The organism is Novosphingobium sp. BL-A-28-Hi1-0D (assembly GCF_055521755.1).
On sequence record NZ_CM145502.1, the window covers coordinates 893,804 to 919,483 of the forward strand.

Below are 25,680 nucleotides of genomic sequence, written 5' to 3' on the forward strand. Positions count from 1 at the left end.
GAAAGATGGATGCTGAACCAAGTTCAGCATGACGAAGTTGGGAATGGCGCGCTTGGAGGAGGATGGCGAATGATCGGCAAAGCCAAATTCGCAACCCTCCTTGCCCTCACCCTGCTTGGCGGCTGCGTGCGGCTTGTCCCGGAAACCGCCGGCCCGCGCCCCGTCACCCCGCCCACGCCGCCAACCGTCAAACCCGCCAACGCCGCGCTCACCGGCGTCATGCGCGGCCCCGTTGCCGCAGGCCTCGGCTTCAAGCCCGAGAACACCGCCGCCGCGCTGCAGGCCTTCGCCAAGTCCTGCCCCCGCGTCACCAAGCGCACCGACAATTCCGGCCTCACCCGCCCCGAGGACTGGGCCCCCGCCTGCGCCGCCGCCCCCACCTGGCCCGAGGGCGAGGCCGCGCGGTTCTTCACCACCTATTTCGAAACCGCCGAAGTCGGCGATGGCGCGGCTTTCGTCACCGGCTATTTCGAGCCCGAGATCGCAGGCTCCCGCACCCGCCAGCCGGGTTTCGACGTTCCGGTCTATGCCCTGCCCAAAGACCTCGTCCGCGCGAACCCCGGCGACGCGCAACCCCAGCCCGATGGCAGGATGCCATGGGGCCGCTACGACGACGCGGGCGTATTCACCCCCTACTATGATCGCGGCCAGATCGATGACGGCGTGCTCGCAGGCAAGGGCCTCGAACTGGCATGGGCCGCCGATCCGGTCGAGTTCTTCTTCCTCCAGATTCAGGGCTCGGGGCGCCTGCGCGGCCCCGATGGCAGCGTGATCCGCCTCGGGTTTGCCGGACAGAACGGCCACCCCTACACCGGCATCGGCTCCTTGATGCGCGAACGCGGGCTGATCGGCTCATCGCCCGGCCAGTATTCCGGCTCGATGCAGGGCATCCAGCAATACTTGCGCGATTTCCCCGACGCCGGCAAACAGCTGATGCGCCAGAACCGCAGCTACGTCTTCTTCCGCGAACTGGCCGGTCCCGGCCCGGTCGGCGCGCTGAACGTGCCCATCGCGGGCCGCAGCACCGTCGCGGTCGACCCCGCCTTCGTGCCGCTGGGCGCACCCGTCTGGCTGCAGGTAGACCGCAAGGAAGCCAGCGGCCTATGGGTCGCGCAGGACACCGGCGGCGCGATCCAGGGCGCCAACCGCTTTGACAGCTTCTGGGGCGCAGGCCTCGAAGCCCGCCAGATCGCGGGCGGCATGAGCGCGCGGGGCCGCGCCCTCATCCTCCTGCCCAAGGGGACGCTGGCGCGTCTCGGCCAGCAGTGAGCAGGGCGCCCCGAGGCCTCTCAGCAGAGGAGGCCGACCTGTGGAACAAGGTCGCCGCCACCATCACCCCGCTCCACCCGCCCCGCCCCAAAGCAAAGGCGCTTGAAGCAACGCCCGCGATCACGCTCCCGCCGCCGCCACCGGCAAAGCGCGTGAAAGGCCGCGTCCCCCCGCCGCTTCCCACGCCAACGCCGACACCCGTCGCCCGCCCCCTGCAAAACCACGGCCTCGATTCCAGCTGGGACCGCAAGCTGGCACGAGGGCCAATCACCCCCGACGTTACCATAGACCTCCACGGCCTCACCCTCGACGCCGCCCACGCCCGCCTCACCGGCAGCATCGCCCAGGCCATCGCCATGGGCGCCCGCGTCATGCTCCTGATCGCCGGCAAACCCCGCCCCCACGACGAACAAGACCAACGCGGCAACCGCCGAGGCGTCATCCGCGCCAAACTGCTGGATTGGCTCGCCCACAGCCCCCATGCGAGCCAGATCGCGGCGGTGAGGCCCGCGCAGCCGAGGCATGGGGGTGCGGGGGCGGTGTATATTGTGCTGCGGAAGGGGCGGTGAGCGCGGAACTCCATCAAGATCGTAGATCGACGGAGCCTGGAATGACGGCCAGCAAAAGACGCAGCATCATATTGACCGTTGGCAGCCTTGTGGCCCTGCTTCTGGCAGTTTCGCCGACTTCCAATCCGGGAATTTGTCCCATCTTTTATTCGGATTTTTATGCCGGAATAGCTCAGATAGACGAGAAGCAAGTCGGCCGCTTTATCATCGACTTATCGGCCTTCGCGAACAGCGAGAAGAGTGAATTGAAGGTCCAATCGGCAATGACGGCCGATTCCTTTGGACAAAGAGTAATAACTCGCATGTCCACGTGCGGCGATACTACATATGTCAAAGCCATAAATGCCACTTCCAAATCCGAGTTTCACGTCTGGATTGGTTCCAGCAGATTTTCGGGAAGGGCCAATGCTGAAAAGCTGAAACGGTACTTAGGCTCAGGACTCACTGATCACAGCCAGAAGAGCACGGTTGCGGCGAGTGCGAGGGCGGAGAAGAAGACGGTTGGACAGCGGTCGTATCGCGTTGCCACGCGTCGCCAGTCCTTGAGACGGCCGAACATGATCTCGATGCGGTTGCGCCGCTTGTATCGGCGCTTGTCGTACTTGACGGGGATGGAGCGGGATTTCCGGCCCGGAATGCAGGGCTTGATGCCCTTTTGCTCAAGCGCGTCCCTGAACCACTCGGCATCATAGCCCCGATCGGCAAGCATCCACTGTGCCTTGGGCAGGTCGTCGAGCAGGGCCGCTGCGCCGGTGTAATCGCTGATTTGGCCGGCCGTGATGAAGAAGCTCAGGGGGCGGCCGTTGGCATCGGTTATCGCGTGAAGCTTGGTGTTCATGCCACCCTTGGTCCGTCCGATCAGGCGCCCAAGATCCCCTTTTTTACCCCAAGGCTGGAAGCCGTGCGGTGAGCCTTGAGATAGGTCGCGTCGATCATGAGTGTCTGAGGTTCGGCCCTCTGGGCGGACAGGCCTTCCATCATCCGGCCAAACACGCCCATCGCGCCCCACCGTTTCCATCGGTTATACAATGTCTTGTGTGGCCCATACTCCCTTGGCGCATCCCGCCAGCGCAGGCCGTTCCGGTTGACGAAGATGATCCCACTCAGAACCCGCCGGTCGTCAACCCGCGGCTTGCCGTGGCTCTTGGGGAAATACGGCGAAAGGCGAGCCATCTGCTCGTCCGTCAGCCAGTACAGGTCGCTCATGCTCAGTCTCCTCGCGGAGCCTGAATCACATCCCCCTCAGCCAATCAATGGGTCCTGAGCCTAGAGAAAGAATGGAAATTCAAGCAGCCGTAATAGCTAAGAATGGCCGATGTCCGTCGCCCCGGAATCCACGCGCCCTTCGTCATTCCCGCGCAGGCGGGAATCCAGCGACAAACAACACCGTCGCATCGCGACGACAACCTCGCCCCACCTGGATTCCCGCCTGCGCGGGAATGACGAAGTTAGCTTGTGGGTTGACAAAACGAACCATATAGGTTATACGCCTCGCCCACAGGTCAGGAGAGGGCAAAAGGCCAACCCGCTCCTCTCCCTTCGGAAGCTGATGCTGTGTGCTGACGCTTCCGGCGCGATCGGTGCGGCAGGTGCGCGTGGGTTCAATGCGGGGCGTAAAGCCCAAGACCCACCGGGCAAACCCTGTCGTTACCCAAGGACAGACAGGACACCCCAGGGCTGATAGCACGGCGCCGAACCCTGAGCGACGCTGCGGATGCGGAACCCGCCATGATTGTGCGACAGTGTCAGCACAAACGACAGGTTCTTTTCACGCAGCCGCTTGCCAAGAAGCCAAGGCAGCCCGCGAGCCGCTGCCAAAGCTTCGTCCTTTCACATATGTCCGCCCTCAGGCTGAGCCGACAAGGGGTCCGGAACCGCCCCCCGGCCACTCGCAACCGGTCCCGCGCCCTCCCCGCGCGTGCCACGACGGCACCGCACCGGTCGCGCGATCTGTGCTTTCCCACCGGCGTTACCGTCCGCACTCGCCAGCGGATGCTTTGCTTTATCGCGTATCCGCGATGCCCACCCCCAGCCCCTCCCGCTTGCGGGAGGGGAGAGACACGCAGCGCTTCATCCAGCCCTCCCGCAGGCGGGAGGGCCGCGAGACTTGGAGAGCGAAGCGAACCTAGTCGCAGCGGGGTGGGCAGACCCCCGCGCTATGCATCAAACGCTCGCAAACCAGATCACGTGCTTGGCGCCCTTGCCATTGGTCCGCGCGCGCACTTCCACCTCGTCCACATCGAAGCCCGCTGCCTTCAGCCGCTGGGTGAAGTTCGGGTCGCGCGCCGCAGACCAGATCGCCAGCACGCCGCCGGGGCGCAGCGCGTCCATCGCGGTGCGAAGCCCGCGCATCGTGTAGAGCCGGTTGTTCTTCGTCCGCACCAGCCCGTCCGGCCCGTTGTCGACATCGAGCAGGATCGCGTCGTAGCCCGTGCCGCCCACCGAGAGCGCATTGGCCGAGATCACGTCGGCAACGTCGGTCATCACCAGCCGCACGCGCGGATCGTCGAGGCAGCCCGCTTCCAGCTCCTTCATCGGCCCGCGCGCCCACTGGATGATCTCGGGCACCAGTTCGGCCACGGTCACATGCGCATCGGACGGCAGCTTCTCCAGCGCGGCGCGCAGGGTGAAGCCCATGCCATAGCCGCCGATCAGCATCGCCGGGCGCTGTGCCTTGGCTATCCGCGCCCAGCTTTGTGTTGCGAGCGCGATCTCCGAGCCGTTCTGCCGCGTGCTCATCAGTTCGTTGTGGCCAAGCACGATCATGAAATCGCGGTCGTGCCTGTAGAGCTTGAGCTCTTCGCCATCGGGCACCTGCGCGGTGCCGAGAAGTTCGCGTGCAATCATGCCTCGCCCTAGAGCGCGGGAACCGCAGGGACAAGGCGCACGTTGTCAGGCACGACGGTTCCGGAGAATGATTATGCGGCTATTTCTGCTCATGGCTGGCGCTGCCACCCTTGCCATCGGCGCGCCTGCCCTCGCCCAGGGCAAGGGCAACGGACACGACGGTGGCCACGGGGGCGGCCCTGCTAAGGCCGAGAAAGCCGGCAAGTCGGCCAAGGCCGAACGCGGCCTGGACAAGGTCCGCGGCCCCGAAAAGCACGCCGATGCGCGGCCTGAAAAAGCGATGCGCGCAAATACTGACAAGAATTTTCGCCCCGACAGGAACGACAAGCCCGACCGCCAGATCGCACGCGGCGACCGCGACATCATACGCGTCGCCAGCCGCCAGTGGCAGGACGGACGCTATCGCTACGACGACCGCCGCTTCCTGATCCCCGTATCGACCAACTGCCCGCCGGGCCTTGCGAAGAAGAACAACGGTTGCCTGCCCCCCGGACAGGCAAAAAAGCTTTCGGCCCCGCGCAGCTGGGGCGACTGGTACCCCGTGCGCTACCTCGGCAACGATAACGACTGGCGCTACGGCAACGGCTACATGTACCGCGTCGGCAGCACCGGCCTCGTCTCGGGCATAGTGCCGCTGCTAGGCGGCGCGCTGTTCGGCGGTCAGGTCTGGCCAGGCCAGTACACCGACTACGCCGTGCCGACCTACTACGACCGCTTCTACGGCTTCGATGATCGCAACACCTATCGCTACGCCCAGAACGCAATCTTCGAGGTCGATCCGCAGTCGCAGCTGATCCAGGGCATCGCCGCGCTGCTGACGGGCGACCAGTGGTCCGTCGGCCAGCCGATGCCCGCAGGCTACGACTTCTACAACGTGCCCCCCACCTGGCGCGACCGCTACGCCGATACGCCCGAGAGCCTCTATCGCTACAGCGACGGCTACGTCTACGAAGTCGACCCGACCACGCAGCTGGTCCGCACCGTGATCGAACTGATCGCCTGAACCGCCAGAACAGAACAGAAATAGGGGATGCAAATGGTACGTTGGCCCATGCTGATCGCCGCCGCCGCACTGGGGCTGGCAGGCTGCGACAAGAACGATTCGGCGCCCGACGCAAAAGGCAGCACTGCCGCCGCGCAGGCATCAACGGACAAGGACCTCTTCGACGCGCTCGATGACAGCAGCGACCTTTCGGAGACCGCCGGACTGGTCAAGGCCGCAGGGCTCGAGAAGACCTTCGAAGGCGTCGGCAGCTACACCTTGTTCGCGCCCACCAATGAAGCCATCGCCGCGCTGCCGGAGGCTGATCGCACCGCACTGAAGAGCGACGAGGGCAAAGTGCAGCTACTCGCGCTGGTCAGCCAGCATCTCTCGCCGGGCTATGTCGGGCGCAGCGATCTGGAGCAGGGGCTGGACCGCACCAAGGGCACCGTCCGCCTCGCCACGCTTGGCGGCGAGCCCATCGCGCTCTCCCGACAGGGCAATGAAGTCCGGCTGGGGCAAGGCGATGACGCGCCCAAGCTTGTCGGTGAGCCGATCATGGCGCGCAATGGCGTGATCTATCCGATCGACAGGGTACTGCCTGCGCCGAAGTAACCTGGCGAAGTGACGGGTTTGGCGGATCGCCGCAGCATGAAAGGATCGGGCAAGAATTGCGACAGGCCTCGACAGGTGTGCGCGCAAATCGCGGTTGCGCAGCTTAACTGATCGGTTAATCTCTCGCAAAACGGCGGCATGAGTCCGCCGCGACACGAGAGGACGAGGCCGGTGCACTTCCACCCCAAGTACCACGCCACCCGCAACCCTGACCGCCCCGCCGTGATCATGGGCGGCAGCGGCGAGGTGGTGACTTATGCGCAGATGGACGCCCGCTCCAACCAGTTCGCCCAGCTGCTGCGCTCACGGGGCTTGCAGATCGGTGACACCATCGCGCTGTGCCTTGAAAACCGCGCCGATTTCTTCTCGCTGGCCTGGGGCGCGCAGCGCGCAGGGCTCGTCTATGTCGCCGTCTCCAGCCGCCTCGCCGCGCCCGAGATCGCCTATATCGCGCAGGACAGCGGCAGCCGTTTGCTGATCGGCTCGGCCTATACCGCGCCGGTGCTCGACGAAGTGGCCAAGCTTTCGCCGGACGTTCCGCAGCTCCGCCTCGATACGCAAGGACCACTCTCGCTCGACGCCGCGCTCGATGCCATGCCCACCACGCCCATCGCCGACGAGCGCGCGGGCTGCGACATGCTCTATTCCTCGGGCACCACCGGCAAGCCCAAGGGCGTGCGCATTCCCCTGCCCGAAGACCCTGAGATCGGCGCGGTCAACTCGCTGATCGGCATCGCATCCCAAGCTTTCGGCATCACCGGCGATGCCATCTATCTCTCCCCCGCCCCGCTCTACCACGCCGCCCCCTTGCGCTGGTCGATGACCATCCACCGCATGGGCGGTACGGTCGTCGCGATGGAGAAGTTCGAACCCGAACACGCGCTCGAACTGATCGAGAAGTACAAGGTCACCGACAGCCAGTGGGTGCCGACGCACTTCGTCCGCATGCTCAAGCTGCCCGACGACGTCCGCACGAAGTACGACACCTCCACGCTCAAGTGCGCGATCCATGCTGCCGCGCCCTGTCCGGTGCCGGTCAAGCAGGCGATGATCGAATGGTGGGGCCCGGCCCTGCGCGAGTATTACGCCGGCACCGAGGGCAACGGGTTCACCTTCATCACCAGCGAGGAATGGCTGCAGCGCCCCGGCTCGGTCGGCCGCGCGATCCTCGGCACGATCCGCATCTGCAACGAGGAGGGTGACGAACTTCCGCCTCGCAGCGAAGGCCAGGTCTTCTTCGAAGGCGGCAGCCCGTTCAGCTATCACAACGATCCCGACAAGACCCGCGATGCCACCAACAAGCACGGCTGGACCAGCCTCGGCGACGTCGGCTGGGTCGACGAGGACGGCTACCTGTTCCTGACCGACCGCAAGAGCTTCATGATCATTTCGGGCGGGGTGAACATCTACCCGCAGGAGATCGAGAACCTGCTCGTCACCCACCCCAAGGTGGCGGACGTCGCGGTAATCGGCGCGCCCGATCCCGACATGGGCGAGAAGGTCGTTGCCGTCGTCCAGCCGCGCGACATGGCCGAAGCGGGGCCAGCGCTCGCTGCCGAACTCGCCGACTGGCTCGGACCGCAGCTCTCGCGCGTGAAGATGCCGCGCCAGATCGACTTCCGCGCCGAGCTTCCCCGCGAGCCCACCGGCAAGCTGTTCAAGCGGTTGCTGCGCGACGAATACAAGCAGGCCTACGAAGCCGCGAACGCCTGACTCACAAGGACCCGAACCATGGCCAGCCTCCCCCTTGTCGCGCCCGAACTGGGCCGCGCAGTGATCGATCCCAAGTCCTACGGCGCGTGGGACCCGCTGCTCGACCAGTTCGACACCCTGCGCGCGAATGCCCCGGTCGCCCGCGTCGTCGCGCCCGGTGACGAGCACGAGCCGTTCTGGCTGGTATCGGGCTTTGACGAGGTGATGAAGGTCAGCAAGGACAATGCGACGTTCCTCAACAACCCGAAGTCCCCTATTTTCACATTGCGCGTTGCCGACGCGTTCGCCCGCTCGATCACCGGCGGCAGCCCGCATCTGGTGGAATCGCTGGTACAGATGGACGCGCCCAAGCATCCCAAGCTGCGCCGCCTGACGCAGGACTGGTTCATGCCCAAGAACCTGTCGAAACTGGACGGCGAGATCCGCAGGATCGCCAACGAATCCATCGACCGGATGGTGGCGGCTGGCGACGCCAATGGAGGAGAGGGTGATTTCGTGGCGATTGTCGCTGCCCCTTATCCGCTCCATGTCGTCATGCAGATTCTCGGCGTGCCGCCCGAAGACGAACCCAAAATGCTGTTCCTTACCCAGCAACTGTTCGGGGCACAGGACGAGGATCTTAACCAGTCAGGCATGAAGGACCTGCAACCCGAGCAGATCGCGGCGATATTTGCAGGGGCAGTTGCCGAATTCGAACGATACTTTGCAGCCCTTGCCGCGGAACGTCGGCGCAACCCGAGCGAGGACGTTGCCACGGTCATCGCCAACGCAGTGATCGACGGCGGACCGATGAGCGATCGCGATACGGCAGGCTACTACACTATCATCGCCAGCGCAGGGCACGATACCACCTCGGCCTCGTCCGCCGGTGCCGTGCTCGCCCTCGCCCGCGATCCGGACCTCTTCGCCCGCGCCAAGGCCGACCGCAGCCTGCTGCCGGGCATCGTCGAGGAAGCGATCCGCTGGACCACGCCGGTGCAGCACTTCATGCGCACGGCAGCGACCGACACCGAGCTTGGCGGCCAGCAGATCGCTGCGGGCGACTGGCTGATGCTCAACTATGTCGCGGCGAACCACGATCCGGCGCAGTTCCCCGATCCGCGCAAGTTCGATCCCACGCGCCCGGCCAACCGCCACGCAGCGTTCGGCGCAGGCTCGCACCAGTGCCTCGGCCTGCACCTCGCACGCCTTGAGATGCGCATCCTGCTCGACGTGCTGCTCGACCGCGTTGACAGCCTCGAACTTGCGGGAGAACCGCGCCGCGTGAACTCCACCTTCGTCGGCGGGTTCAAGGCCCTGCCGGTGCGGTGGAAGGCGGCCTGAGCCTTTACCCTTCCATCGCCTCCAGTTCCTTGCCCTTGGTTTCGCTGACCGAGGTCCACACGAACACCAGCGAGATCGCGGCGAAAGCGGTGTAGGCGGCGTAGGTCACCGGCAAGCCGATGTTGCCCGCCATCCACGGGAAGCTCGAGCTGACCGCAAAGTTCGCCAGCCACTGCGCCGCGCCCGCCACCGCCAGCGCCGATCCGCGCATCTGGTTGGGGAACATTTCGCCCAGCATGACCCACATCACCGGGCCCCAGCTCATGTTGAAAAACACGACGTAGAGGTTCGCCGCATAGAGCGCGATGGTTCCGACGCCGTCAGGCAGGACCAGCGCGCCGTCCGCTCCGGTCGAGGCCTGCGCGAAGCACCAGGCCAGCACGCCCAGCGTCACCGTCATTCCCGCCGAGCCGATCAGCAGCAGCGGCTTGCGCCCGATCTTGTCGACCAGCCCGATGGAAACAAGGCAGGCGGCGATCGAGACCACGCCCGACAGGATGTTGATCTTCAGCGCATCGGCTTCGGAATAGCCAACCGCCTGCCACAGCACCGCGCCATAGTAGAACACCACGTTGATGCCGACGAGCTGCTGGAACACGGCGAGCCCGATGCCCACCCACACGATCGGCCGCCAGCCGCCGCCGGGCTTTTGGATATCGGCAAGGCTCGGCTGATGGTCGACCGCGAGCGAGGCCCGGATTTCGGCGAGCTTGATATCGGCAGAAGCAGCGCCGAACAGCTTGGCCAACACGCCGCGTGCCTCCTCGATCCGGCCCTTGGCGACAAGGAAGCGCGGGCTTTCCGGGATCAGCAGCAGCGTCACCAGGAACAGCAACGCCGGGACCGCCTGAACCCAGAACATCCAGCGCCACGCAGGATAACCGCCCCAGAACGCCCCGAGCGAGGACCCGGCGGCTCCTGCCAGCCAGTAGTTTGCAAGGAACGCTCCGGTGAGGCCGGAAATGATCATTACCTGCTGCGCGCTCGACAGACGGCCGCGAATATGGGCAGGCGTCACTTCGGAGATATAGGCAGGCGAAAGCACGCTCGCCGCGCCAACCGCCGCGCCTGCAAGGAAGCGTGCAAAGGCCAGCACCAGCGCCGAAGGCGCCGCGCCCGAGCCGAGCGCCGATAGCACGAACAGCGCCGCCGCCATCATCATCACCGCGCGGCGGCCCCAGATGTCGGCAAAGCGTCCGGCAAGGAACGCGCCCAGCGCGCAGCCGGGCAGGAGCGAGCTGACCGTCAGCCCCAGCTCGGCCTCGCCCAGCCCGAAGGCATGCTTCAACCCGTCCTGCGTGCCGTTGATCGCGCCGGAATCGTAGCCGAACATGAAGCCGCCGATGGTGGCGACCGCGACGATCAGTCCGATAAACCCGAGGTTGCCGCCTGCGCCGTGTGCGCCGTTGCCTTGAGACATTCCGCTCTCCAATTGTCCCGCAGGCGTCACGTCCCCCAATGCGTGAACGTTCCCCGGGATCATCTTGGGCCATGCCTAACCGGTTTGCGGCAATCTGCAATCAACGCATACGTCTGCCTTCGGGCGATTGCCTTACTGTGCTTCGTCCTCGCGTGCGTGGAGCTTGGCCCACAGGCCTTCGGTGCCAGCCTCGGTTGCCTTGTTCACATATTGCGAGGCGACCAGCCAGCCCTTGAACGGTCGCAGCGTGGCAAGGCAGCCGATCCCGAGGATCGGCACCGATGTCAGCACATGGACCCACCACGGCGGCGCGTAGGCAACCTCCAGCCAGACCGCGAAGAAGGTCAGCGGGAAAGCCGTGATGCACAGCGCGAAGAAGGCCGGACCATCGTCGGCATTGGCAAAGCGGTAATCCAGCCCGCATTCCGGGCAGGTCTTCTGCAGCTTGAGCCAGCCCGCGAACATCGGGTCCTTGCCGCACTTCGGGCACAGGCCCTTCCAGCCGCAGCGAAGGATCCAGTCGAACTTGGGGTTCTGGGTAAAAAAGGCCATGAAACGAACGCCCTGCAGTTGCGCGGTTGCAGCCCCCATAGGCCTCCACCGCGCAACCGCAAAGCCCGAAGGCCGCGATCAGTTCGCCGGGTTGTGCTTGTCGAGGAAGGCTTCCATCTGGGTCAGGAAGGTCAGCCGGTCTTCCTCGCGGCTGAAGAAGTGGTCGCCCTCGGGCTGGATAAAGAACTCGTGCGCCTTGCCCGCCTTCTTGAGCCTGTCGACGTAGTTCTTCGACTGCGCGAACGGAACGCGCCGATCCTTCTTGCCGTGGATCACCAGAATCGGAATTGCTGTCCGTGAAGCGTGGTTGTTCGGAGAGACTTCTGACAGGTCCTCTGCGCGCGTGCGCCAGTATTCGGTGCTGCCAAGACCGCCGATGAAGTTGCGGTCGTACTTGATCATCTCGGGCAGATCGGCAACCCCGGCATAGCTCACCGCGCAGCGATAGAGGTCCGGATTGCGCTCGGCCGCGCGCATGGCAACGTACCCGCCGTAGGAACCGCCGACCACGCAAGCCCGCTTGACGTCGCCGATGCCTTCCTTGCCGAGATAGGCAAGGGCATCGTCGACATCGTCCTGCATCTTGTAGCCCCACTGGCCCGCACCGGCCTGCTGGAATGCCGTGCCGAAGCCGGTGGAACCGCGGAAGTTGGGCTGGATCACCGCATAGCCGCGATCGGCCAGGAACTGCGCCCACCAATCCCAGCTCTCGTCGTCGCGCGCGGCGGGACCACCGTGGGGCATCACGATTACCGGCAGGTTCTTCGCGTCGACGCCTGCGGGCAGAGTCAGCACCGCAGTCAGGTCCATCCCGTCGCGGGCCTTGTAGGCAACGGTCCTGACCGGTGCCAGCGCTCTTGTCCCGAGCGTCGCGTTTTCAAGCGCAAGCCGGGTGAGTGGCTGGCCGGCTTCGAACACATAGTAGGCGCCCGGTGCAGAAGGACTTTCGACCTTGAACAGGAGGACCTTCTCGTCCTCGCTGAGGCTGACGATGCGGATCTGCTTGCCGGGGAAGTTCGCCTCCAGCTGCGCCTGAATCTTCTTCCGGCCCTCGTCGATCCATACCGTGCGAAAGCGCGTATCGGTAAACCCGTAGCCGAGGACGCGGGTCTGCTGCTTGTCGAGAAAGAGGTTCGACATGTCGTAGGCACCGGCATCAAACAGCTTTTCGCCGACCTGCATGGTCTTGAGATCGAGCTTGTAGGCGGCGTTGGTTCCGCTCCGGGTGCTGAAAGCGATCGCCGATCCGTCGGCGAGGATGACGTCAGGAACGATCAGCTCCTCGGTCCGCCGGACATTGGCGAACTCGTCGAAATTGTCCTTGTTGCTGGCGCGATAGAGCGCGCGATAACGCAAACCGTCCTTCTCGATACCGATGCCAAGACGCACGTTGCCATCGCGATCGGCATACCAGTCCTGCACGCCCTCGCGCGGCCAGACCAGCTTGCTGAATGTGTTCGTCGCGACATCGACCATCGATACGTTCGGCCAGAAACCCTCGTCGGCAAGGTAGAACGACGTCTGCGAGGCGAGCAGGATGCGCGGCGAGCCGTCCCGTGCCACCCAGAGCACATCGGCCATGCTGAAGCCCGCACCGCCATCGCGCCGGTCGATCAGGAAGTGTGCGTCCGATCCGTCTGTGCGGAAGGCGATCAGCCGGGTGCCGAGGCCCATGCCGCCCATGGCAGGGATTTCCACTCCGACCGTGGCGATCAGCCATTCGTCATTGACCCAGCGCACATAGCGCACGTCCACGTCCTTTACGGGCAACCGCGCCTGCAGTCCGCCGCCGTCGGCCTTGATGATGACCAGCTCCTGCTTGCCCGCAATCGAGGCCATCGCGACGACCAGCTTGCCGTTCGGCGACAGACTTGGCGCTTCAAGCATCGGCAGACGGGCAAAGTCCGCTGCTGGTCGTTCGGCAACCGCTGGAGATGCTCCGGCGAGAACTGCAAGAACACCAAGCACCATCACGATAAATCGACGCAAAATCCACACTCCCTTCAGGAGCGATATTCATTGACCATGAAGAAGTATTGATCAAGATTGATTTTGTTCATTTTACAGTCACTTTGCGAAGCGTCAGCATGACACGATGCCCAGCATGACCAAATCTTTGACATTGTCCCGTCTCCGCTTGCGCGATCTCTTCCGCGCCCGCTTTCTCGACGTGCTCGCCTCGATCTACCTCTACAACGAGCATCGCGGCTACACTTCGCTCGACCGCGTGCTCGAGGCGGTGCGGGTGCGATGTCCCGACGATCCCGCCTTCATCGCCGCGATCGAGAAGCACCGGGGGGACGAGCGCAAGCACTACGTCATGTTCAAGCGCTGGTTCGAATTGCGCGGGACGATGCCGCTCGCCGTCGACAGCACCTGCGGGCACATCGACCGGTTCATCTTCAAGGTCTTCGGCTGCTCCATCGACGACCTCGATACGCAGGGCGTGATTGCCAGCCCCGATGCCTTCGAAAAGCTGTGCCGCGTGATCATGCTCACCGAACAGCGCGGGATGCGGCAGGTCGAAGTGCTGCTCGCCAACCGCCACGTCCGCTCGGACAAGGCGATGAAGCGCATCTTCGAAGTGGTCGAGAAGGACGAGCCCGACCACTGGATGCCCTACGCCGCATGGCTCGACGGCCAAGGGCGCGCCAAGGCGAAATGGCGCGAGCGCTGGGCCGATTACTGGATCCACAAGTCGCTGATGCTGGTCAAGCTGCCCAGCCTGTTCCTGCGCCGCTCAACGCCGCGGATGGCCGCGTGGCCGGATGCGGCGGAGGCTTGAAATCGCAGTCGATTCGCTCGTTCCGATTTCCTCGTCATTGCGAGCGTAGCGAAGCAATGACGAAACCATGTGCAACATTCTGGCGAGCGTTAGACAGCCTCCAAAACCCGCGCTAGTCTCCCACATGGGGAGTATCAAATGGTCGGGGCAATCGAGGACCGCAGGCCCAGCCTGCTATCGCGGATCGTGCGCAAGGCGCTGGTCACGTTCTATCGCATGCGCGGGTGGAAGGCGCATGGCACGCCGCCCGAGGACGGCCGCTGCGTGATCATCGCCGCGCCGCACACCTCCAACTGGGACTTCCTCTACTTCATCGGGCTGACCGAGGACCTTGGCCTCAAGCCGCACTTCATGGCCAAGGACAGCCTGTTCCGCTGGCCGCTGGGCGGCTTCATGCGCGACATGGGCGGGGTTTCGATTGACCGCTCGGCACGCCGCAACGTCGTGGACGCGATGGTCGCCGAGTTTGCCCGGCGTGACCGCTTCATGCTGACCATCGCGCCCGAAGGCACGCGCAGCGCAGTTGGCCAGTGGCGCAGCGGGTTCTATCACATCGCGCTCAAGGCCAAGGTGCCGATGGTCGTGGGCATGATGGACTATGGCACCAGGACCGGTGGCCTCGGCCCGGCCATCTGGCCATCTGGCGATTACGAGGCGGACATGCGCAAGATCTTCGAGATCTACCGCAAGGTCACGCCGAAGCATCCCGGCCGGGGCCTGACCGAAATGCCGGAGATGTCCGATGCCTGATACGCTGCTCCTCGCCCTGCTGATCAACGTCGCGATCCTCGTGGTCGGCATGGGCCTGCTGTGGCGGGTGGCGGTGAAGATTGGCGACGTCAGCTTCATCGACGCGGTGTGGGGCGGCGGCATGGGCGTGCTGGCCTTGGCCTCTTGGCTGCATGTGGGCGGCGGCCCCGGCGCGCGGGCGAGCCTGATTGCTGCCATGGCGATGATCTGGGCGGCGCGGCTGGCGTGGCACCTCTACACCCGCTGGAGCGGCCATGGCGAGGACCCGCGCTATGCGAAGATGCTCGGCAAGGCCAAGGCGGAAGGCCGGTTCGCCTCTGCCGCACTCAAGTTCGTCTTCGCCCCGCAGGCGCTGCTGCTGTTCATCACTTGCCTGCCCGCACAACTCGGCATCCTCGCCAGCGGAAGGCCTGCACCGCTGGGCGCACTGGCCTTGGCCGGAGCCGCGCTGTGGTTGGTCGGCATCGTGTTCGAGGCGGTGGGCGATGCGCAGCTGAACGCCTTCCGCGCCGATCCCGCCAACAAGGGCCGCGTGCTCCAGACCGGCCTGTGGCGCTACACCCGCCACCCCAACTACTTCGGCGACGCCTGCGTCTGGTGGGGCATCTGGCTCGCCGCCGCCGACGCCGGCCTGTGGGTCGCGCTGGCGAGCGTGATCGGGCCGGTGTTCCTGACCTTCACCCTGACCAAATGGTCGGGCAAGCCGCTGCTCGAAAAGGGCATGGAAGAGCGGCGGCCGGGGTATAAGGAATACGTCGAGCGGACTTCGGGGTTTGTGCCTTGGTGGCCGAAGCGGGGGTAGGTTACTTCTTCTCGTCTAGCGCATCTGTAATCCGGAGACACCAAACGAACACGACCCAACCACCGAGAAACAGTAACGTGAACAATAAAAGCTCCTCATACTTGGGTAGGATCGATCCAGAGCCTATGAAGATAAGGAGCGCGAACATTGATATGCCGACAGCCAACCCTCCTGAAAGCTGAAGTAGATGGACCGCCGCCGTTCCGATTGAGCTGACAATACGCTGAGCACGTCTCATTTCAGCTTCCGCTACATTAACCCCCTCTGCCTCTCGTTGCTTTTTTCGTCGCAGATAAAGAAAGAACGGTACAACGGAGATAGCCGTTGTTATCGCAGCGGCAAGCCCACCCCGGAACCAATCCATAACGCTGCCTCGTCAGACTGGTGTTTGGATGCCAAATAGGCTCCATGGATCACCTGCGCCGACCAACAAAGAAACGTCAGGGCCAGTTGGCGCGGCTGCATCCACCCAACCTCCTGGTGACCGCGCCTCAATCGCTTCGATGCCGGGTCCTGTAATGTAAATGTCGTCAATAGGCTCACCAGCATGTCCCACAGCGAACATCGCCAAATCTTCCGGAGCACCAGTCATCATTTGAAGATTTGCGAAATCGTTCTGGAGCGCTGTCCATTCTGCTAACGCCAATGACTTTTTACGCCAGTTCTTTGCCATGCTCTTTCCTCATTCGCCAACGTCAGAGCAGTTTAGCAACTTCTCGCATGAACAAAAGATAGAGCGCAACGAGACTGCACAAGTCACTAGTCGGGCAGAGATTTACAATTTTCCTCCCAAACTTTTGGGCGGCTACCTCACCACCCCAGCCCGCACATCCTGCGGCACTGTGCGCAACGGCACTGCCTTGATCCAGCTTTCCAGTGCGTCGATGTCGGTCGGGCCGGTCACCGTGTCAGGCTTGCCGGTGAAACCCGAGAACCCATCTCCGCCCAGCCCCAGAAATCCGTTCACCGTCACGCGGTAGGTCTTCGCCATGTCCAGCGGCTTGCCGTCGAGCGTGATCGTCACGATGCGATCCCCCGCAGGCCGTGCGGGGTCGTAGCGGAACTCGAAGCCTGCTGACGGCGCCAGCGCCTGCTTGGGGCCGGTATCGTCCAGCCCCTCTTCCAGCACGGCCTTGATCTGCGCGCCGGTCATGCTTTCGGTGACCACGTTGTTGCCGAAGGGCTGGCAAAGGTAGATGTCGCCGAAGGTCAGCGTGCCGTCCGCCGCCGGGACCAGCGGAGCGCGGATGCCGAAGGGGTTCATGAAGGCGATCTGTGCGCCCTTGTCGCGCGTGGCGCCCAGTTGCGCATCGGCGATGAGGTTGCCCAGCGGGCCGCCCGCGCCGCCGTCCGCGCCCTCGTTCTTGGGCGCGGGGCGGTCGATCTTGCCGATCGGGCGCTGGGTATATGCCTTCGATGCCTCGACGTATTTCGCCACGTATTGCGCGATGTCGGCCCTCGGCTGGAATTGCGGGAACAGCGGCGTGTTGCCAAGCGGCCCGCGCGTGGAGGTGTAGGGCACCGACTGCACGATCACGTTTTCGGCCCGCTTCGAAACCACGCGCCCCGCCACTGGATCGATGGTCAGCGTGATGTCGGTGACCAGTTCGCCATAGACGCCCGCGCTGGTCAGCAGGAAGGGCTTGGCCGGGTTGAGCTGCGCGTAATCGCAGACATAGGCCCAGTGCGTGTGGCCCGAGACGACCACGTCCACGCGCGTGTCGAGCCGGTCGAGGATCGGACGGATGTCTCCGGCAAAGTCGGTGCAGCCTTGCGGGTTCGGATCGCCCTTGGTCCGCCCGCCTTCATGGATCAGCACGACGATGGCGTCCGCACCCTGCGCCTTGAGCAGCGGCACGGCGGCGTTGATCGTATCCGCCTCGTCCGCGAAGGTCAGGCCCTCGATGCCAGTCGGGTTGACCAGATTGGGCGTGCCCTTCAGCGTCAGCCCGATCACGCCCACCGTGACAGCGCGCTTACCCGAACCGAAGGTCTTGAGCCCGGTTGCGGGAAACAGCGTCGAGCCATCGGCCCGCTTCGTGCTGGCGGCGAGGTACTTGAAGGTTGCGCCAGTGAAGGGCTCCAAGGCGCAGGGCTGCTTCTGGGTGAACTTCTCGCACCCGCCGTTCTGCTTGCGCAGCAGCTCCTGCTGGCCATTGTCGAACTCGTGGTTGCCCACCGCGTTGAAGTCCACGCCGATGCGGTTCATCACGCCGATGGCGGGCTCATCGAGATAGAGCGAGGAGGCGAGCTGCGAGGCGGAGATCATGTCGCCGGCCGAAACGGTCATCGAGCGCGGATGCTTCGCCCGGATCGAATCGATGGCCGAGGCAAGCCATGCCGCGCCGCCCGCCGGAACCGGCACGATCCCACCCTTGCCATCGGCCACGTTCACCGCCTGGCGCGGCGGTTCGAGGCTGCCGTGGAAATCGTTGATGCCGATTATGCCGACTTCAACAGGGCCTGCGCTGTCGGAGATGGCCATAGGCGCGGCACAGGCGCCCAGCAGCAGAGAGAGGGCAGCAGGAATCAGCAGGCGCGTGCGAAGCAGCATCGTAAGAGCGACCTTATCGTAACGGGTGCAACCGGTTACGCTTCGCCTAGCCCATCGGTGTTGCGCTTTGAAGGCCGTATCTGCCTGACATGACTTCGTATGCGGCCTCCCGTCCTTGGCCTGCACCCCCATTGTCTGCGCCCCCGCGCATCCCTACAATGCGAAAAGGCCCAGACTCAGGACGCGCGACCGCCATGGCACAGACCGGAACCGACCAAGACGCGACGCGCAGCCGGCTCGTCGAGCTTGCGCAGGCCATGGTCGAAGAGCGCGGCGCGGTCGGGCTCAACCTCTCCGAACTGGCTGCCCGCGCCGGAATCTCGCAAGGCCACCTCTCGCGCTACTTCGAGAGCCGCGAGGAACTGATGGAGGCGATTGCCGACCACTGGTTCAAGCCGATGGCCGACATCATGGAAGAAGTGCTGGCGAGCGACCTGCCGCCGCGCCGGAAGATGTATGAATTCTTCGCGCGCCGCTTCCTCGTGATGAAGAAGAAATGGGAAGCGGACCCGGCCAAGCTGCAGACCTATATCGAGGTGGGCAGCGACTATTTCGAGCAGGTGCGCAGCTATATCGACCTTGCCGACCACTACCTTGGCGAGATCATCGGCGAAGGCATGAGCGACGGGCACTTCGCCGGGCTCGAGGTCGACGAGACGATCAGCCTCGTCAACCAGATGTGCGCGCCGTACTGTGCCCTCCAGACGATGACCATGTTCATGGAGCGGCTCAACGAGGACAAGCTGGCGCGGATCATCGATGCGGTGTTCGACGGCCTTTCCGCGCAGGACCGCGGCGCACGCGCGGTCACGGGACTGCGCGCGGCCTGAGAATCAGGCGCACCAATCGCTGCGGCGGCCCTTCCAGTGCTCGGCGAGGCCCTCCGCCTCGAGGATTGCGCCGAGGCTTCGGCCCTTGCGCGTGACCACGCGCAAGGCGCGGCCATAGCGGTCCGTCTCGCGGCCATTCACTTCCAGTGCGAAAGGTCCTGCGTTCAGCAGTTCGACCAGACGCCGGGTGGCGCGCTTGCCGAGTTCCGCCTCGGCAGCGCAGCCGGGCTGCGACGTCTCGGGGGTGTTGATATCGGCAATGCGGATCTTGGTGCCCTCGAGCCAGAAGGTGTCGCCATCGACGACGCAGGTCACACGGGGGCCGGGCGCGCAGATTTCAAAGCGCGCGCGGGCGCTGTCGGGCAAAGATGCGGCAGCAGAAATCTCGCCAGAGGCGGTGAGCGGGGCGAGGCCAAGCGTCGCTGCGAGCAGGCAAGTCCATTTGTTCATTGGCGAAATCTGCAGAAGACGAGGGACTGACGCGCCTCCGTAGGAGCACGTTCAGTGTTGGGGCTCAGGTGGACGGCTCAGTGTTTCGGCTCAGGGTAACTACTGGATAACCAGATTCTGCCAAAATGGTTTAATGTTCGGCCCGCGCATCACCACTGTCTTTGCCAGCCGCTGGCGCGCCTTGTGGTGGGCGGCTTCCATGCTCGTGCTGGCCTGGTCGCTCGTCCCCTCGGCAGACGAGAATGACGGCAGCAAACCCGCCAAGCCCAAGCCGGCCCACGTCGATCCCTGGGCAAAGGATGCTCCTGTAGACGGGGCGAAGGATGCGGGGGCTACTTCCCCGTAAACAGGAAGCCGACCGCCGCCATGATGCAGGCGAAAGCGGCAAGGTGCCGCCAGTGCAGCGGCTCCTTCAGCACCACCACCATGAAAACGCCGAACACGACCAGCGCGATCGCCTCCTGCGCGATCTTGAGCTGGCCCGCGCTCCAGCCGTTGAGCGTGCCGATCCGGTTGGCAGGCACGGCAAGGCAGTACTCGAACAGCGCGATGCCCCAGCTGATCGCGATGACCACCATGAGCGGCCGCGCCTCAACCGCCTGTGCCCCGCCGCGCACGTGCCAGTACCACGCCGTGGTCATGAACAGGTTCGAGAGCACGAGGAGCACGACAGTGGTCATGGGCGAGAATGTCCGATTGAATAGGCGCTGGAATGGAGTCCTTGGCTGAATGTTAACGCCTCAGCCGTAGAAAACCCACGTCTTGTGGGGAGACCGCATCGCATGGCTGAGTCCAGATCGACCTACCGCTACGCCGCGCTGCTGCTGGTCGGCAGCGTGCTGGCCGTGGCTGCCTTGGTGATAACCGGCATCGATAATGCCGATGCGCCTGCCGCCGAAGCAAGCACAGTTGCTACTGCGACCCGCACCGATGATGCCGATTTCAAGAAGTGGGCGGACGATGGCGATGTGGCCGATGGCAAGGGACGGCTGATCGGCGAAATCGAGCGCAACGGCCAGATGGTCGAACTGCGCGAACTACCGCCGGGTGCCGATCCTGACGGTCCGCAGCACGACGAAGCCGAGCCGCCTGCCGATCCCGGCCCGGGCGACCCGGCTGTCGGAGCCGAGCAATAGTCCGAGGGCGGCTCAGCCGTCCTCGATGCCATCCTCGCCGTACATGCCTTCCTCGTCGTCATCGCTGCGCTCGCCGCGATAGGCGCTCATGTCGATCCGGCCCGAACTGACCATCTGCTTCATGTGATCGACGAGGTCGGGCATGTCGTCCTCCTCGTCGCCCGATCCGCGAACCTTGTCGCCGAGATCCTGCTCGCCGAGCACGCTGGTGGCGCGCGACAGGGCTTCGTCGGCGACGGTCTGCGCTTGCGTATCGCCGTCTTCCTGTTCGGTGTTGACGGTCTCGGGCGAGGAATCGTCAGCTATGGGAAGCGGCTTGCGGGTGTCGGTCACGGAAAGTCTCCTTCGAGGGAGACTACGCCCTGACCGACCGCCCGTTCCGGATCAGCGGGTAGGAACCGGCACGTCGCCCGAATAGTCGTAGAAGCCCCGGCCCGTCTTGCGACCGAGCCAGCCCGCTTCGACGTACTTCTGCAGCAGCGGTGCGGGGCGGTACTTCGGGTCGCCGGTCGAGGCGAGATAGATCTTCATGATCTCGAGCAGGGTATCGAGCCCGATGAAGTCCGCAAGTTCCAGCGGCCCCATCGGGTGGTTGAGTCCGAGCTTCACGCCCTTGTCGATGTCGACGATCGACCCCGTGCCACTGCCGAGCACGAAGGCCGCCTCGTTGATGAACGGCACGAAGATGCGGTTGACGATGAAACCCGGCTCGTCCTGCGAGAGCACGATTTCCTTGCCGATGTCACCGACGAACCCGCGCACCGCCTCGATCGTGGCAACCGAGGTGGCAAGGCCGGGGATGACCTCGACCAGCTTCATCAGCGGGACCGGGTTGAAGAAGTGGATGCCGATAAAGCGTTCCGGATCGGGCGAGGACACGGCCATGCGGGTGATCGGGATCGACGAGGTGTTCGACGCCATGATCGCGTGGGGGGCTAGGTGCTTGCCCGCGGATTCGAAGATCCTGTGCTTGATGTCCTCGCGCTCGGTCGCAGCCTCGATCACCAGATCGGCCTCGGCAAGCGCGGCGTGATCGGAGAAGCTGTGCAGGTTCGCCACGGTCGAGGCGGCGAGTGCGGCATCGACCTTGCCCTTTTCGACGAGCTTGGCGAGGCCCTTGGAGATCTTGTCGCGCGCCTTGTCAGCCAGCTCGATCGAGACGTCGCCCAGCAGGACCTTCATGCCCGCCTGCGCCGCAACTTGCGCAATGCCCGAACCCATCTGGCCCGCGCCGATCACTGCAACCGTCCTGATCATGTGGAAATCCCCGCCTGTGAATGAGATGCGGGAAGGCGACTAGCGAGCCGCGTAGCCCAAGTCCACCTGCTCCTAGCGCGAGGCGTGTTCCGGGTTAGCGCGAAGCGCCGGGGACCCAGAGCGGATCGTTGCCGGCATTGGTCGCGCGGGCGAGCACGAACAGGTAGTCCGAAAGCCGGTTGAGATAGGCGAGCGCCTGCGGATTGACCGGCTCGGCATCGGCGAGCGCCACCGCGCTGCGCTCGGCCCGGCGCACCGTGGCGCGGGCAATGTGGATGCGCGCAGCTGCTTCGGAACCGCCGGGCAGGATGAAGCTGGTCAGCGGTGGCAGGCCTTCGTTCAGCGCATCGATGGCGGATTCCAGCCACTCGACCTGGCTTGCCACCACGCGCAGGACCATTTCCGAAGGCGTGAAGTCCTGACCCGGCGTGGCAAGGTCCGCGCCTAGATCGAACAGGTCGTTCTGGATGCGCTGCAGGTTGCGCGAGGTGGTGTCCGAGGCGGCCACGGCGGCAAGGCCGATCATGCTGTTGGCCTCGTCCACCTCGCCGATGGCCTGCATCCGGGCATCATGCTTGGCGCGGCGGGAGCCATCGACGAGGCCGGTGGTGCCATCGTCGCCAGTGCGCGTGTAGATCTTGTTGAGCTTGACCATGATCGGGGTGCCTTACGGCTCAGCGCGAGAAGGCGAGCAGGATCGCGACGGTCAGCACGGCAAGGCCCTGGAACTTGATGCGGTTGAACATCATCTTGTTCTGAAGGAGCTGGTTCGCGGTTGCGCCCTGCGCCGGATCGCGGTCCAGGTCTTCCTTGGTGCTGTTCAGGAACGCGATGATCCCGCGCACGAGCGACACTACCGTCATGACGGTGAAGACGATGATCAGCGTGATCAGGACATAGTTCATGGTTGCCGATCTATGGCGTCGGACAGGGAAATACCAGTGTCAAATAGGGTAGCGCGCACCTCTGCGGCCACCGCGCGCCCATCTTCCCCGGCACGCCGCCGGTCGGCCAGCGCTGGAGCATCGCGGCGCTTGGCGAGCTTGCGCCCGTCGCTCTCTACCAGGACGGGATGATGGTGCCACACCGGCACCGGCAACCCGAGCAGGTGCTGGAGCAGGCGATGGATGTGCGTGGCGCGGAACAGATCGACCCCGCGCGTCACATGCGTCACGCCATCGGCGGCATCGTCGAGCGTTGCGGCAAGATGGTAGCTTGCGGGCGCATCCTTGCGCCACAGCACCACGTCGCCGAACAGCTCGGGCCGGGCGAGTTGCACGCCATGGCGCTCGTCGGTCCATTCGAGCGGCCCCGCCAGCAGCGTCGCCTGCTCCATGTCGAGCCGCCAAGCGACTTGCGGTCCCGGTGTAGGACCACGGCGCAGGCAGGTGCCGGGATAGAGCGGACCGTCAGGGCCATGGGCCACGGCAGCGGCGGCAACTTCGGCGCGGGTGCAGGTGCAGGGATAGAGAATGCCCATCGCGCGCAACTCGTTGGCAGCGGTGCGATAGGCCGCGATGCGCGAGGACTGGGGCGCGACTTCGCGGTACGTCAGCCGCAGCCATTCGAGGTCTGCGCGGAACTCGGCAGCAAGTTCGGGGCGCGAGCGGGCACCGTCGATGTCCTCGATCCGCAGAAGGAACTCGCCCTGATCGCGAATCGCCCGGTCATGTGCCACGATTGCGGAAAACGCATGCCCCAGGTGGAGCGGTCCGTTGGGACTTGGGGCAAAGCGGGTAACGGTCATTACGCCGAGACCTAGCGCGCGGGAACGCTGCTTGGAAAGCCCGTCAAAAAGGGATGCGCCCGATAAACAAAACGGCTGCCCCGCCGGGGCAGCCGCTTTTGTCGTTTAACGCGTCTCTTGCCAGCTCAGGCGAGCGTGGCAGTCCACATCAGGCTGCTTAGACCAGCAGCGAGAATGATCGGGAGCGCGATTGCCGTAATGGCGCGCATGGTGTTCCTCCTGTTGAGTTCACCTTGCAGGTCATCCTCCCAGTTCGTGTTCATCCGGCAGGGTGGGCTGGAAGCATCGGAACTGGGGGCGCAAATACGCCCATATGCGTATGCTGCAAGTGCGAACGAGGCACTTGCGGTTGCATGTAACGCAACTGTCACAATTCGCCCGCCATCTGGACAGAAATGCCCGCTGCCACTATCGGCCAGCCATGAGCATCCAGCCTTCAGAATCGATCCTCATTGTCGACTTCGGCAGTCAGGTTACGCAGCTAATCGCCCGCCGCGTGCGCGAAGCCGGGGTCTATTCCGAGATCGCGCCCTTCAGCCAGGCCGAAGCCGCGTTCCACCGGATGAAGCCCAAGGGCATCATCCTGTCGGGTTCGCCCGCCAGCGTACCTGCCGATGGCAGCCCCCGCGCGCCGCAGGTGCTGTTCGACAGCGGACTTCCGATCCTTGGCATCTGCTATGGCCAGCAGGTCATGAGCCATCAGCTTGGCGGCAAGGTGGAGCCGGGCGATTCGGGCGAATTCGGCCGCGCTTTCCTCACCGTGACCGAACCTTGCGTGCTGTTCGACGGCCTGTGGAAAGAGGGCGAGCGCCATCAGGTGTGGATGAGCCACGGCGACAAGGTCACCCAGTTCGCTCCCGGCTTCCGCATCGTCGCGGTTTCGGACGGCGCGCCGTTTGCCGTGATCGCGAACGACGAGAAGAAGTACTACGGCACCCAGTTCCACCCCGAAGTGGTTCACACCCCCGATGGCGGCAAGCTCATCGCCAACTTCGTGCGCCACGTCTGCGGCTGCAGCGGCGACTGGAGCATGGCCGAATTCCGCCGCACCAAGATCGCCGAGATCCGCGAGCAGGTCGGCTCCAGCCGCGTGATCTGCGGCCTTTCGGGCGGCGTCGATTCGGCCGTTGCCGCGGTGCTGATCCACGAAGCCATCGGCGACCAGCTGACCTGCGTCTTCGTCGACCATGGCCTGATGCGCATGGGCGAGGCCGAACAGGTCGTCAGCCTGTTCCGCAACCACTACAACATCCCGCTGGTCCACAAGGACGTCTCGGCGCTGTTCCTCGGCGGCCTAGCTGGCGTCACCGACCCCGAAGCCAAGCGCAAATTCATCGGCAAGACCTTCATCGACGTGTTCGAGGCCGAGGCCAAGCAGGTTGGCGGTGCGGACTTCCTCGCGCAGGGCACGCTCTATCCTGACGTGATCGAATCGGTCAGCTTCACCGGCGGCCCTTCGGTCACGATCAAGAGCCACCACAACGTCGGCGGGCTCCCTGAGCGCATGAACATGAAGCTGGTCGAGCCGCTGCGCGAACTGTTCAAGGACGAAGTGCGCGCGCTGGGCCGCGAACTGGGCCTGCCCGACATCTTCGTCGGCCGCCACCCCTTCCCCGGCCCCGGCCTTGCCATCCGCATCCCCGGCGAAGTGACGCGCGAACGCTGCGACGTGCTGCGCAAGGCCGACGCGATTTACCTCGAGGAGATCCGCAACGCGGGCCTCTATGACGCGATCTGGCAGGCCTTTGCCGTGCTGCTCCCGGTCAAGACCGTGGGCGTGATGGGCGACGGGCGCACCTACGACAACGTCTGCGCCCTGCGCGCGGTGACCAGCACCGACGGCATGACCGCCGACATCTACCCGTTCGACGCAGGCTTCCTCAGCCGCGTGGCGACGCGCATCGTCAACGAGGTCAAGGGCATCAACCGTGTGGTCTATGACTACACCAGCAAGCCGCCCGGCACGATCGAGTGGGAGTAGAACTGGTAACTAAATAACTGATTTTATTGAGTTATTTAGTTACACATAACTTTCGCGACGTAGAAAAAACCGTTGATTTCCAGTCTCAGTGCGCTTGC

The 25,680-nt window shown here is 64.5% G+C and carries 27 protein-coding genes; 13 read left to right on the forward strand and 14 right to left on the reverse strand.

The genetic code is table 11. From position 1 onward, the window contains the following. Positions 1–69: 69 nt before the first annotated feature. Together mltA and ACZ1JW_RS04530 are read left to right on the forward strand one after the other, a co-directional pair. Positions 70–1,269, forward strand: coding sequence for a murein transglycosylase A (gene mltA, locus ACZ1JW_RS04525; RefSeq protein ID WP_465142099.1), 1,200 nt, complete (start codon positions 70–72; stop codon positions 1,267–1,269). Next, a complete protein-coding gene (locus ACZ1JW_RS04530; RefSeq protein ID WP_465142100.1) occupies positions 1,266–1,838 on the forward strand; it encodes a Smr/MutS family protein in 573 nt (190 codons plus the stop codon). Before mltA ends, ACZ1JW_RS04530 begins: the two co-directional genes overlap by 4 nt. A 448-nt stretch (positions 1,839–2,286) precedes the next feature. Here ACZ1JW_RS04530 and ACZ1JW_RS04535 read toward each other — a convergent pair. Further along, positions 2,287–3,044, reverse strand: a protein-coding gene (locus ACZ1JW_RS04535) for an IS5 family transposase (RefSeq protein ID WP_465140710.1) whose coding sequence is annotated in 2 segments (ribosomal slippage) — positions 2,287–2,711 and positions 2,711–3,044 — 759 coding nt in all. Because the reading frame shifts where the segments join, the coding sequence is not laid out codon by codon here. Between the two features lie 957 nt (positions 3,045–4,001). Then, positions 4,002–4,685: a spermidine synthase family protein gene (locus tag ACZ1JW_RS04540; RefSeq protein ID WP_144907751.1), complete on the reverse strand. Its 684-nt coding sequence runs from the start codon at positions 4,683–4,685 to the stop codon at positions 4,002–4,004. Positions 4,686–4,758: 73 nt separating this feature from the next. Between ACZ1JW_RS04540 and ACZ1JW_RS04545 the strand changes: the two genes are divergently transcribed. From ACZ1JW_RS04545 to ACZ1JW_RS04560, 4 genes are all read left to right on the forward strand, one after another. Further along, on the forward strand, positions 4,759–5,688 hold the full coding sequence (locus ACZ1JW_RS04545) for a hypothetical protein (RefSeq protein WP_465142101.1): 930 nt from the start codon (positions 4,759–4,761) through the stop codon (positions 5,686–5,688). Positions 5,689–5,721: 33 nt separating this feature from the next. Continuing rightward, a complete protein-coding gene (locus ACZ1JW_RS04550) occupies positions 5,722–6,282 on the forward strand; it encodes a fasciclin domain-containing protein (RefSeq protein WP_465142102.1) in 561 nt (186 codons plus the stop codon). A 171-nt stretch (positions 6,283–6,453) separates the two neighbouring features. Further along, the gene (locus tag ACZ1JW_RS04555) at positions 6,454–7,995 is read left to right on the forward strand and encodes an acyl-CoA synthetase (protein WP_465142103.1); all 1,542 of its coding nucleotides are present in this window, start codon (positions 6,454–6,456) and stop codon (positions 7,993–7,995) included. A gap of 18 nt (positions 7,996–8,013) precedes the next feature. After that, a complete protein-coding gene (locus ACZ1JW_RS04560) occupies positions 8,014–9,318 on the forward strand; it encodes a cytochrome P450 (RefSeq protein WP_465142104.1) in 1,305 nt (434 codons plus the stop codon). 4 nt (positions 9,319–9,322) lie between these two features. Here ACZ1JW_RS04560 and ACZ1JW_RS04565 read toward each other — a convergent pair whose 3' ends face one another. The 3 genes from ACZ1JW_RS04565 to ACZ1JW_RS04575 form a co-directional block, all read right to left on the reverse strand. Beyond that, on the reverse strand, positions 9,323–10,738 hold the full coding sequence (locus tag ACZ1JW_RS04565) for a sugar porter family MFS transporter (RefSeq protein ID WP_465142105.1): 1,416 nt from the start codon (positions 10,736–10,738) through the stop codon (positions 9,323–9,325). Positions 10,739–10,870: 132 nt separating this feature from the next. Continuing rightward, a complete protein-coding gene (locus tag ACZ1JW_RS04570) occupies positions 10,871–11,290 on the reverse strand; it encodes a DUF983 domain-containing protein (RefSeq protein ID WP_465142106.1) in 420 nt (139 codons plus the stop codon). Between the two features lie 78 nt (positions 11,291–11,368). Further along, entirely contained in the window at positions 11,369–13,261 is a 1,893-nt protein-coding gene (locus tag ACZ1JW_RS04575) for an alpha/beta hydrolase family protein (protein ID WP_465142727.1), read from the reverse strand. Between the two features lie 151 nt (positions 13,262–13,412). Between ACZ1JW_RS04575 and ACZ1JW_RS04580 the strand changes: the two genes are divergently transcribed. From ACZ1JW_RS04580 to ACZ1JW_RS04590, 3 genes are all read left to right on the forward strand, one after another. After that, positions 13,413–14,075 (forward strand): ferritin-like domain-containing protein, encoded by a 663-nt coding sequence (locus ACZ1JW_RS04580; RefSeq protein ID WP_465142107.1) that lies wholly within the window; start codon positions 13,413–13,415, stop codon positions 14,073–14,075. Between the two features lie 138 nt (positions 14,076–14,213). Next, positions 14,214–14,825: a lysophospholipid acyltransferase family protein gene (locus ACZ1JW_RS04585; protein ID WP_465142108.1), complete on the forward strand. Its 612-nt coding sequence runs from the start codon at positions 14,214–14,216 to the stop codon at positions 14,823–14,825. Beyond that, positions 14,818–15,627 carry a DUF1295 domain-containing protein gene (locus tag ACZ1JW_RS04590; RefSeq protein ID WP_465142109.1) on the forward strand — a complete coding sequence of 270 codons (810 nt, stop codon included), beginning with the start codon at positions 14,818–14,820 and terminating at the stop codon, positions 15,625–15,627. The genes ACZ1JW_RS04585 and ACZ1JW_RS04590 overlap by 8 nt, the downstream gene beginning before the upstream one ends. 376 nt (positions 15,628–16,003) lie before the next feature. Here ACZ1JW_RS04590 and ACZ1JW_RS04595 read toward each other — a convergent pair whose 3' ends face one another. Then, entirely contained in the window at positions 16,004–16,300 is a 297-nt protein-coding gene (locus ACZ1JW_RS04595; protein WP_465142110.1) for a hypothetical protein, read from the reverse strand. Positions 16,301–16,432: 132 nt separating this feature from the next. After that, positions 16,433–18,181: a bifunctional metallophosphatase/5'-nucleotidase gene (locus tag ACZ1JW_RS04600; protein WP_465142111.1), complete on the reverse strand. Its 1,749-nt coding sequence runs from the start codon at positions 18,179–18,181 to the stop codon at positions 16,433–16,435. Positions 18,182–18,375: 194 nt separating this feature from the next. Between ACZ1JW_RS04600 and ACZ1JW_RS04605 the strand changes: the two genes are divergently transcribed. Further along, positions 18,376–19,011, forward strand: a complete 636-nt coding sequence (locus ACZ1JW_RS04605) for a TetR/AcrR family transcriptional regulator (protein WP_465124648.1) — start codon at positions 18,376–18,378, stop codon at positions 19,009–19,011. A 3-nt stretch (positions 19,012–19,014) separates the two neighbouring features. Here the strand turns inward: ACZ1JW_RS04605 and ACZ1JW_RS04610 are convergent, their stop codons facing one another. After that, positions 19,015–19,461, reverse strand: coding sequence for a thermonuclease family protein (locus ACZ1JW_RS04610; RefSeq protein ID WP_465124646.1), 447 nt, complete (start codon positions 19,459–19,461; stop codon positions 19,015–19,017). Between the two features lie 133 nt (positions 19,462–19,594). Here ACZ1JW_RS04610 and ACZ1JW_RS04615 point away from each other — a divergent pair, with 133 nt between their 5' ends. Beyond that, the gene (locus tag ACZ1JW_RS04615) at positions 19,595–19,807 is read left to right on the forward strand and encodes a hypothetical protein (protein ID WP_465142112.1); all 213 of its coding nucleotides are present in this window, start codon (positions 19,595–19,597) and stop codon (positions 19,805–19,807) included. Here the strand turns inward: ACZ1JW_RS04615 and ACZ1JW_RS04620 are convergent. Continuing rightward, on the reverse strand, positions 19,794–20,141 hold the full coding sequence (locus ACZ1JW_RS04620; protein WP_465124642.1) for a DMT family protein: 348 nt from the start codon (positions 20,139–20,141) through the stop codon (positions 19,794–19,796). The two genes, ACZ1JW_RS04615 and ACZ1JW_RS04620, sit on opposite strands and share 14 nt — an antisense overlap. Positions 20,142–20,243: 102 nt before the next feature. Between ACZ1JW_RS04620 and ACZ1JW_RS04625 the strand changes: the two genes are divergently transcribed. Then, positions 20,244–20,597 carry a hypothetical protein gene (locus ACZ1JW_RS04625; protein ID WP_465142113.1) on the forward strand — a complete coding sequence of 118 codons (354 nt, stop codon included), beginning with the start codon at positions 20,244–20,246 and terminating at the stop codon, positions 20,595–20,597. Between the two features lie 12 nt (positions 20,598–20,609). Here the strand turns inward: ACZ1JW_RS04625 and ACZ1JW_RS04630 are convergent, their stop codons facing one another. From ACZ1JW_RS04630 to gluQRS, 5 genes are all read right to left on the reverse strand, one after another. Further along, complete coding sequence (locus tag ACZ1JW_RS04630) at positions 20,610–20,930, reverse strand: hypothetical protein (RefSeq protein ID WP_465142114.1); 321 nt, start codon at positions 20,928–20,930, stop codon at positions 20,610–20,612. 51 nt (positions 20,931–20,981) lie between these two features. After that, on the reverse strand, positions 20,982–21,854 hold the full coding sequence (locus ACZ1JW_RS04635; RefSeq protein ID WP_465142115.1) for a 3-hydroxyacyl-CoA dehydrogenase NAD-binding domain-containing protein: 873 nt from the start codon (positions 21,852–21,854) through the stop codon (positions 20,982–20,984). 94 nt (positions 21,855–21,948) lie between these two features. Then, positions 21,949–22,509 (reverse strand): cob(I)yrinic acid a,c-diamide adenosyltransferase, encoded by a 561-nt coding sequence (locus ACZ1JW_RS04640; protein ID WP_465142116.1) that lies wholly within the window; start codon positions 22,507–22,509, stop codon positions 21,949–21,951. Between the two features lie 19 nt (positions 22,510–22,528). Then, positions 22,529–22,759, reverse strand: coding sequence for a hypothetical protein (locus tag ACZ1JW_RS04645; RefSeq protein ID WP_465142117.1), 231 nt, complete (start codon positions 22,757–22,759; stop codon positions 22,529–22,531). Further along, positions 22,756–23,601: a tRNA glutamyl-Q(34) synthetase GluQRS gene (gene gluQRS, locus ACZ1JW_RS04650; protein ID WP_465142118.1), complete on the reverse strand. Its 846-nt coding sequence runs from the start codon at positions 23,599–23,601 to the stop codon at positions 22,756–22,758. The genes ACZ1JW_RS04645 and gluQRS overlap by 4 nt, the downstream gene beginning before the upstream one ends. Positions 23,602–24,022: 421 nt before the next feature. Here gluQRS and guaA point away from each other — a divergent pair, with 421 nt between their 5' ends. Continuing rightward, the gene (guaA, locus tag ACZ1JW_RS04655; RefSeq protein ID WP_465142119.1) at positions 24,023–25,582 is read left to right on the forward strand and encodes a glutamine-hydrolyzing GMP synthase; all 1,560 of its coding nucleotides are present in this window, start codon (positions 24,023–24,025) and stop codon (positions 25,580–25,582) included. Positions 25,583–25,680 lie beyond the last annotated feature (98 nt).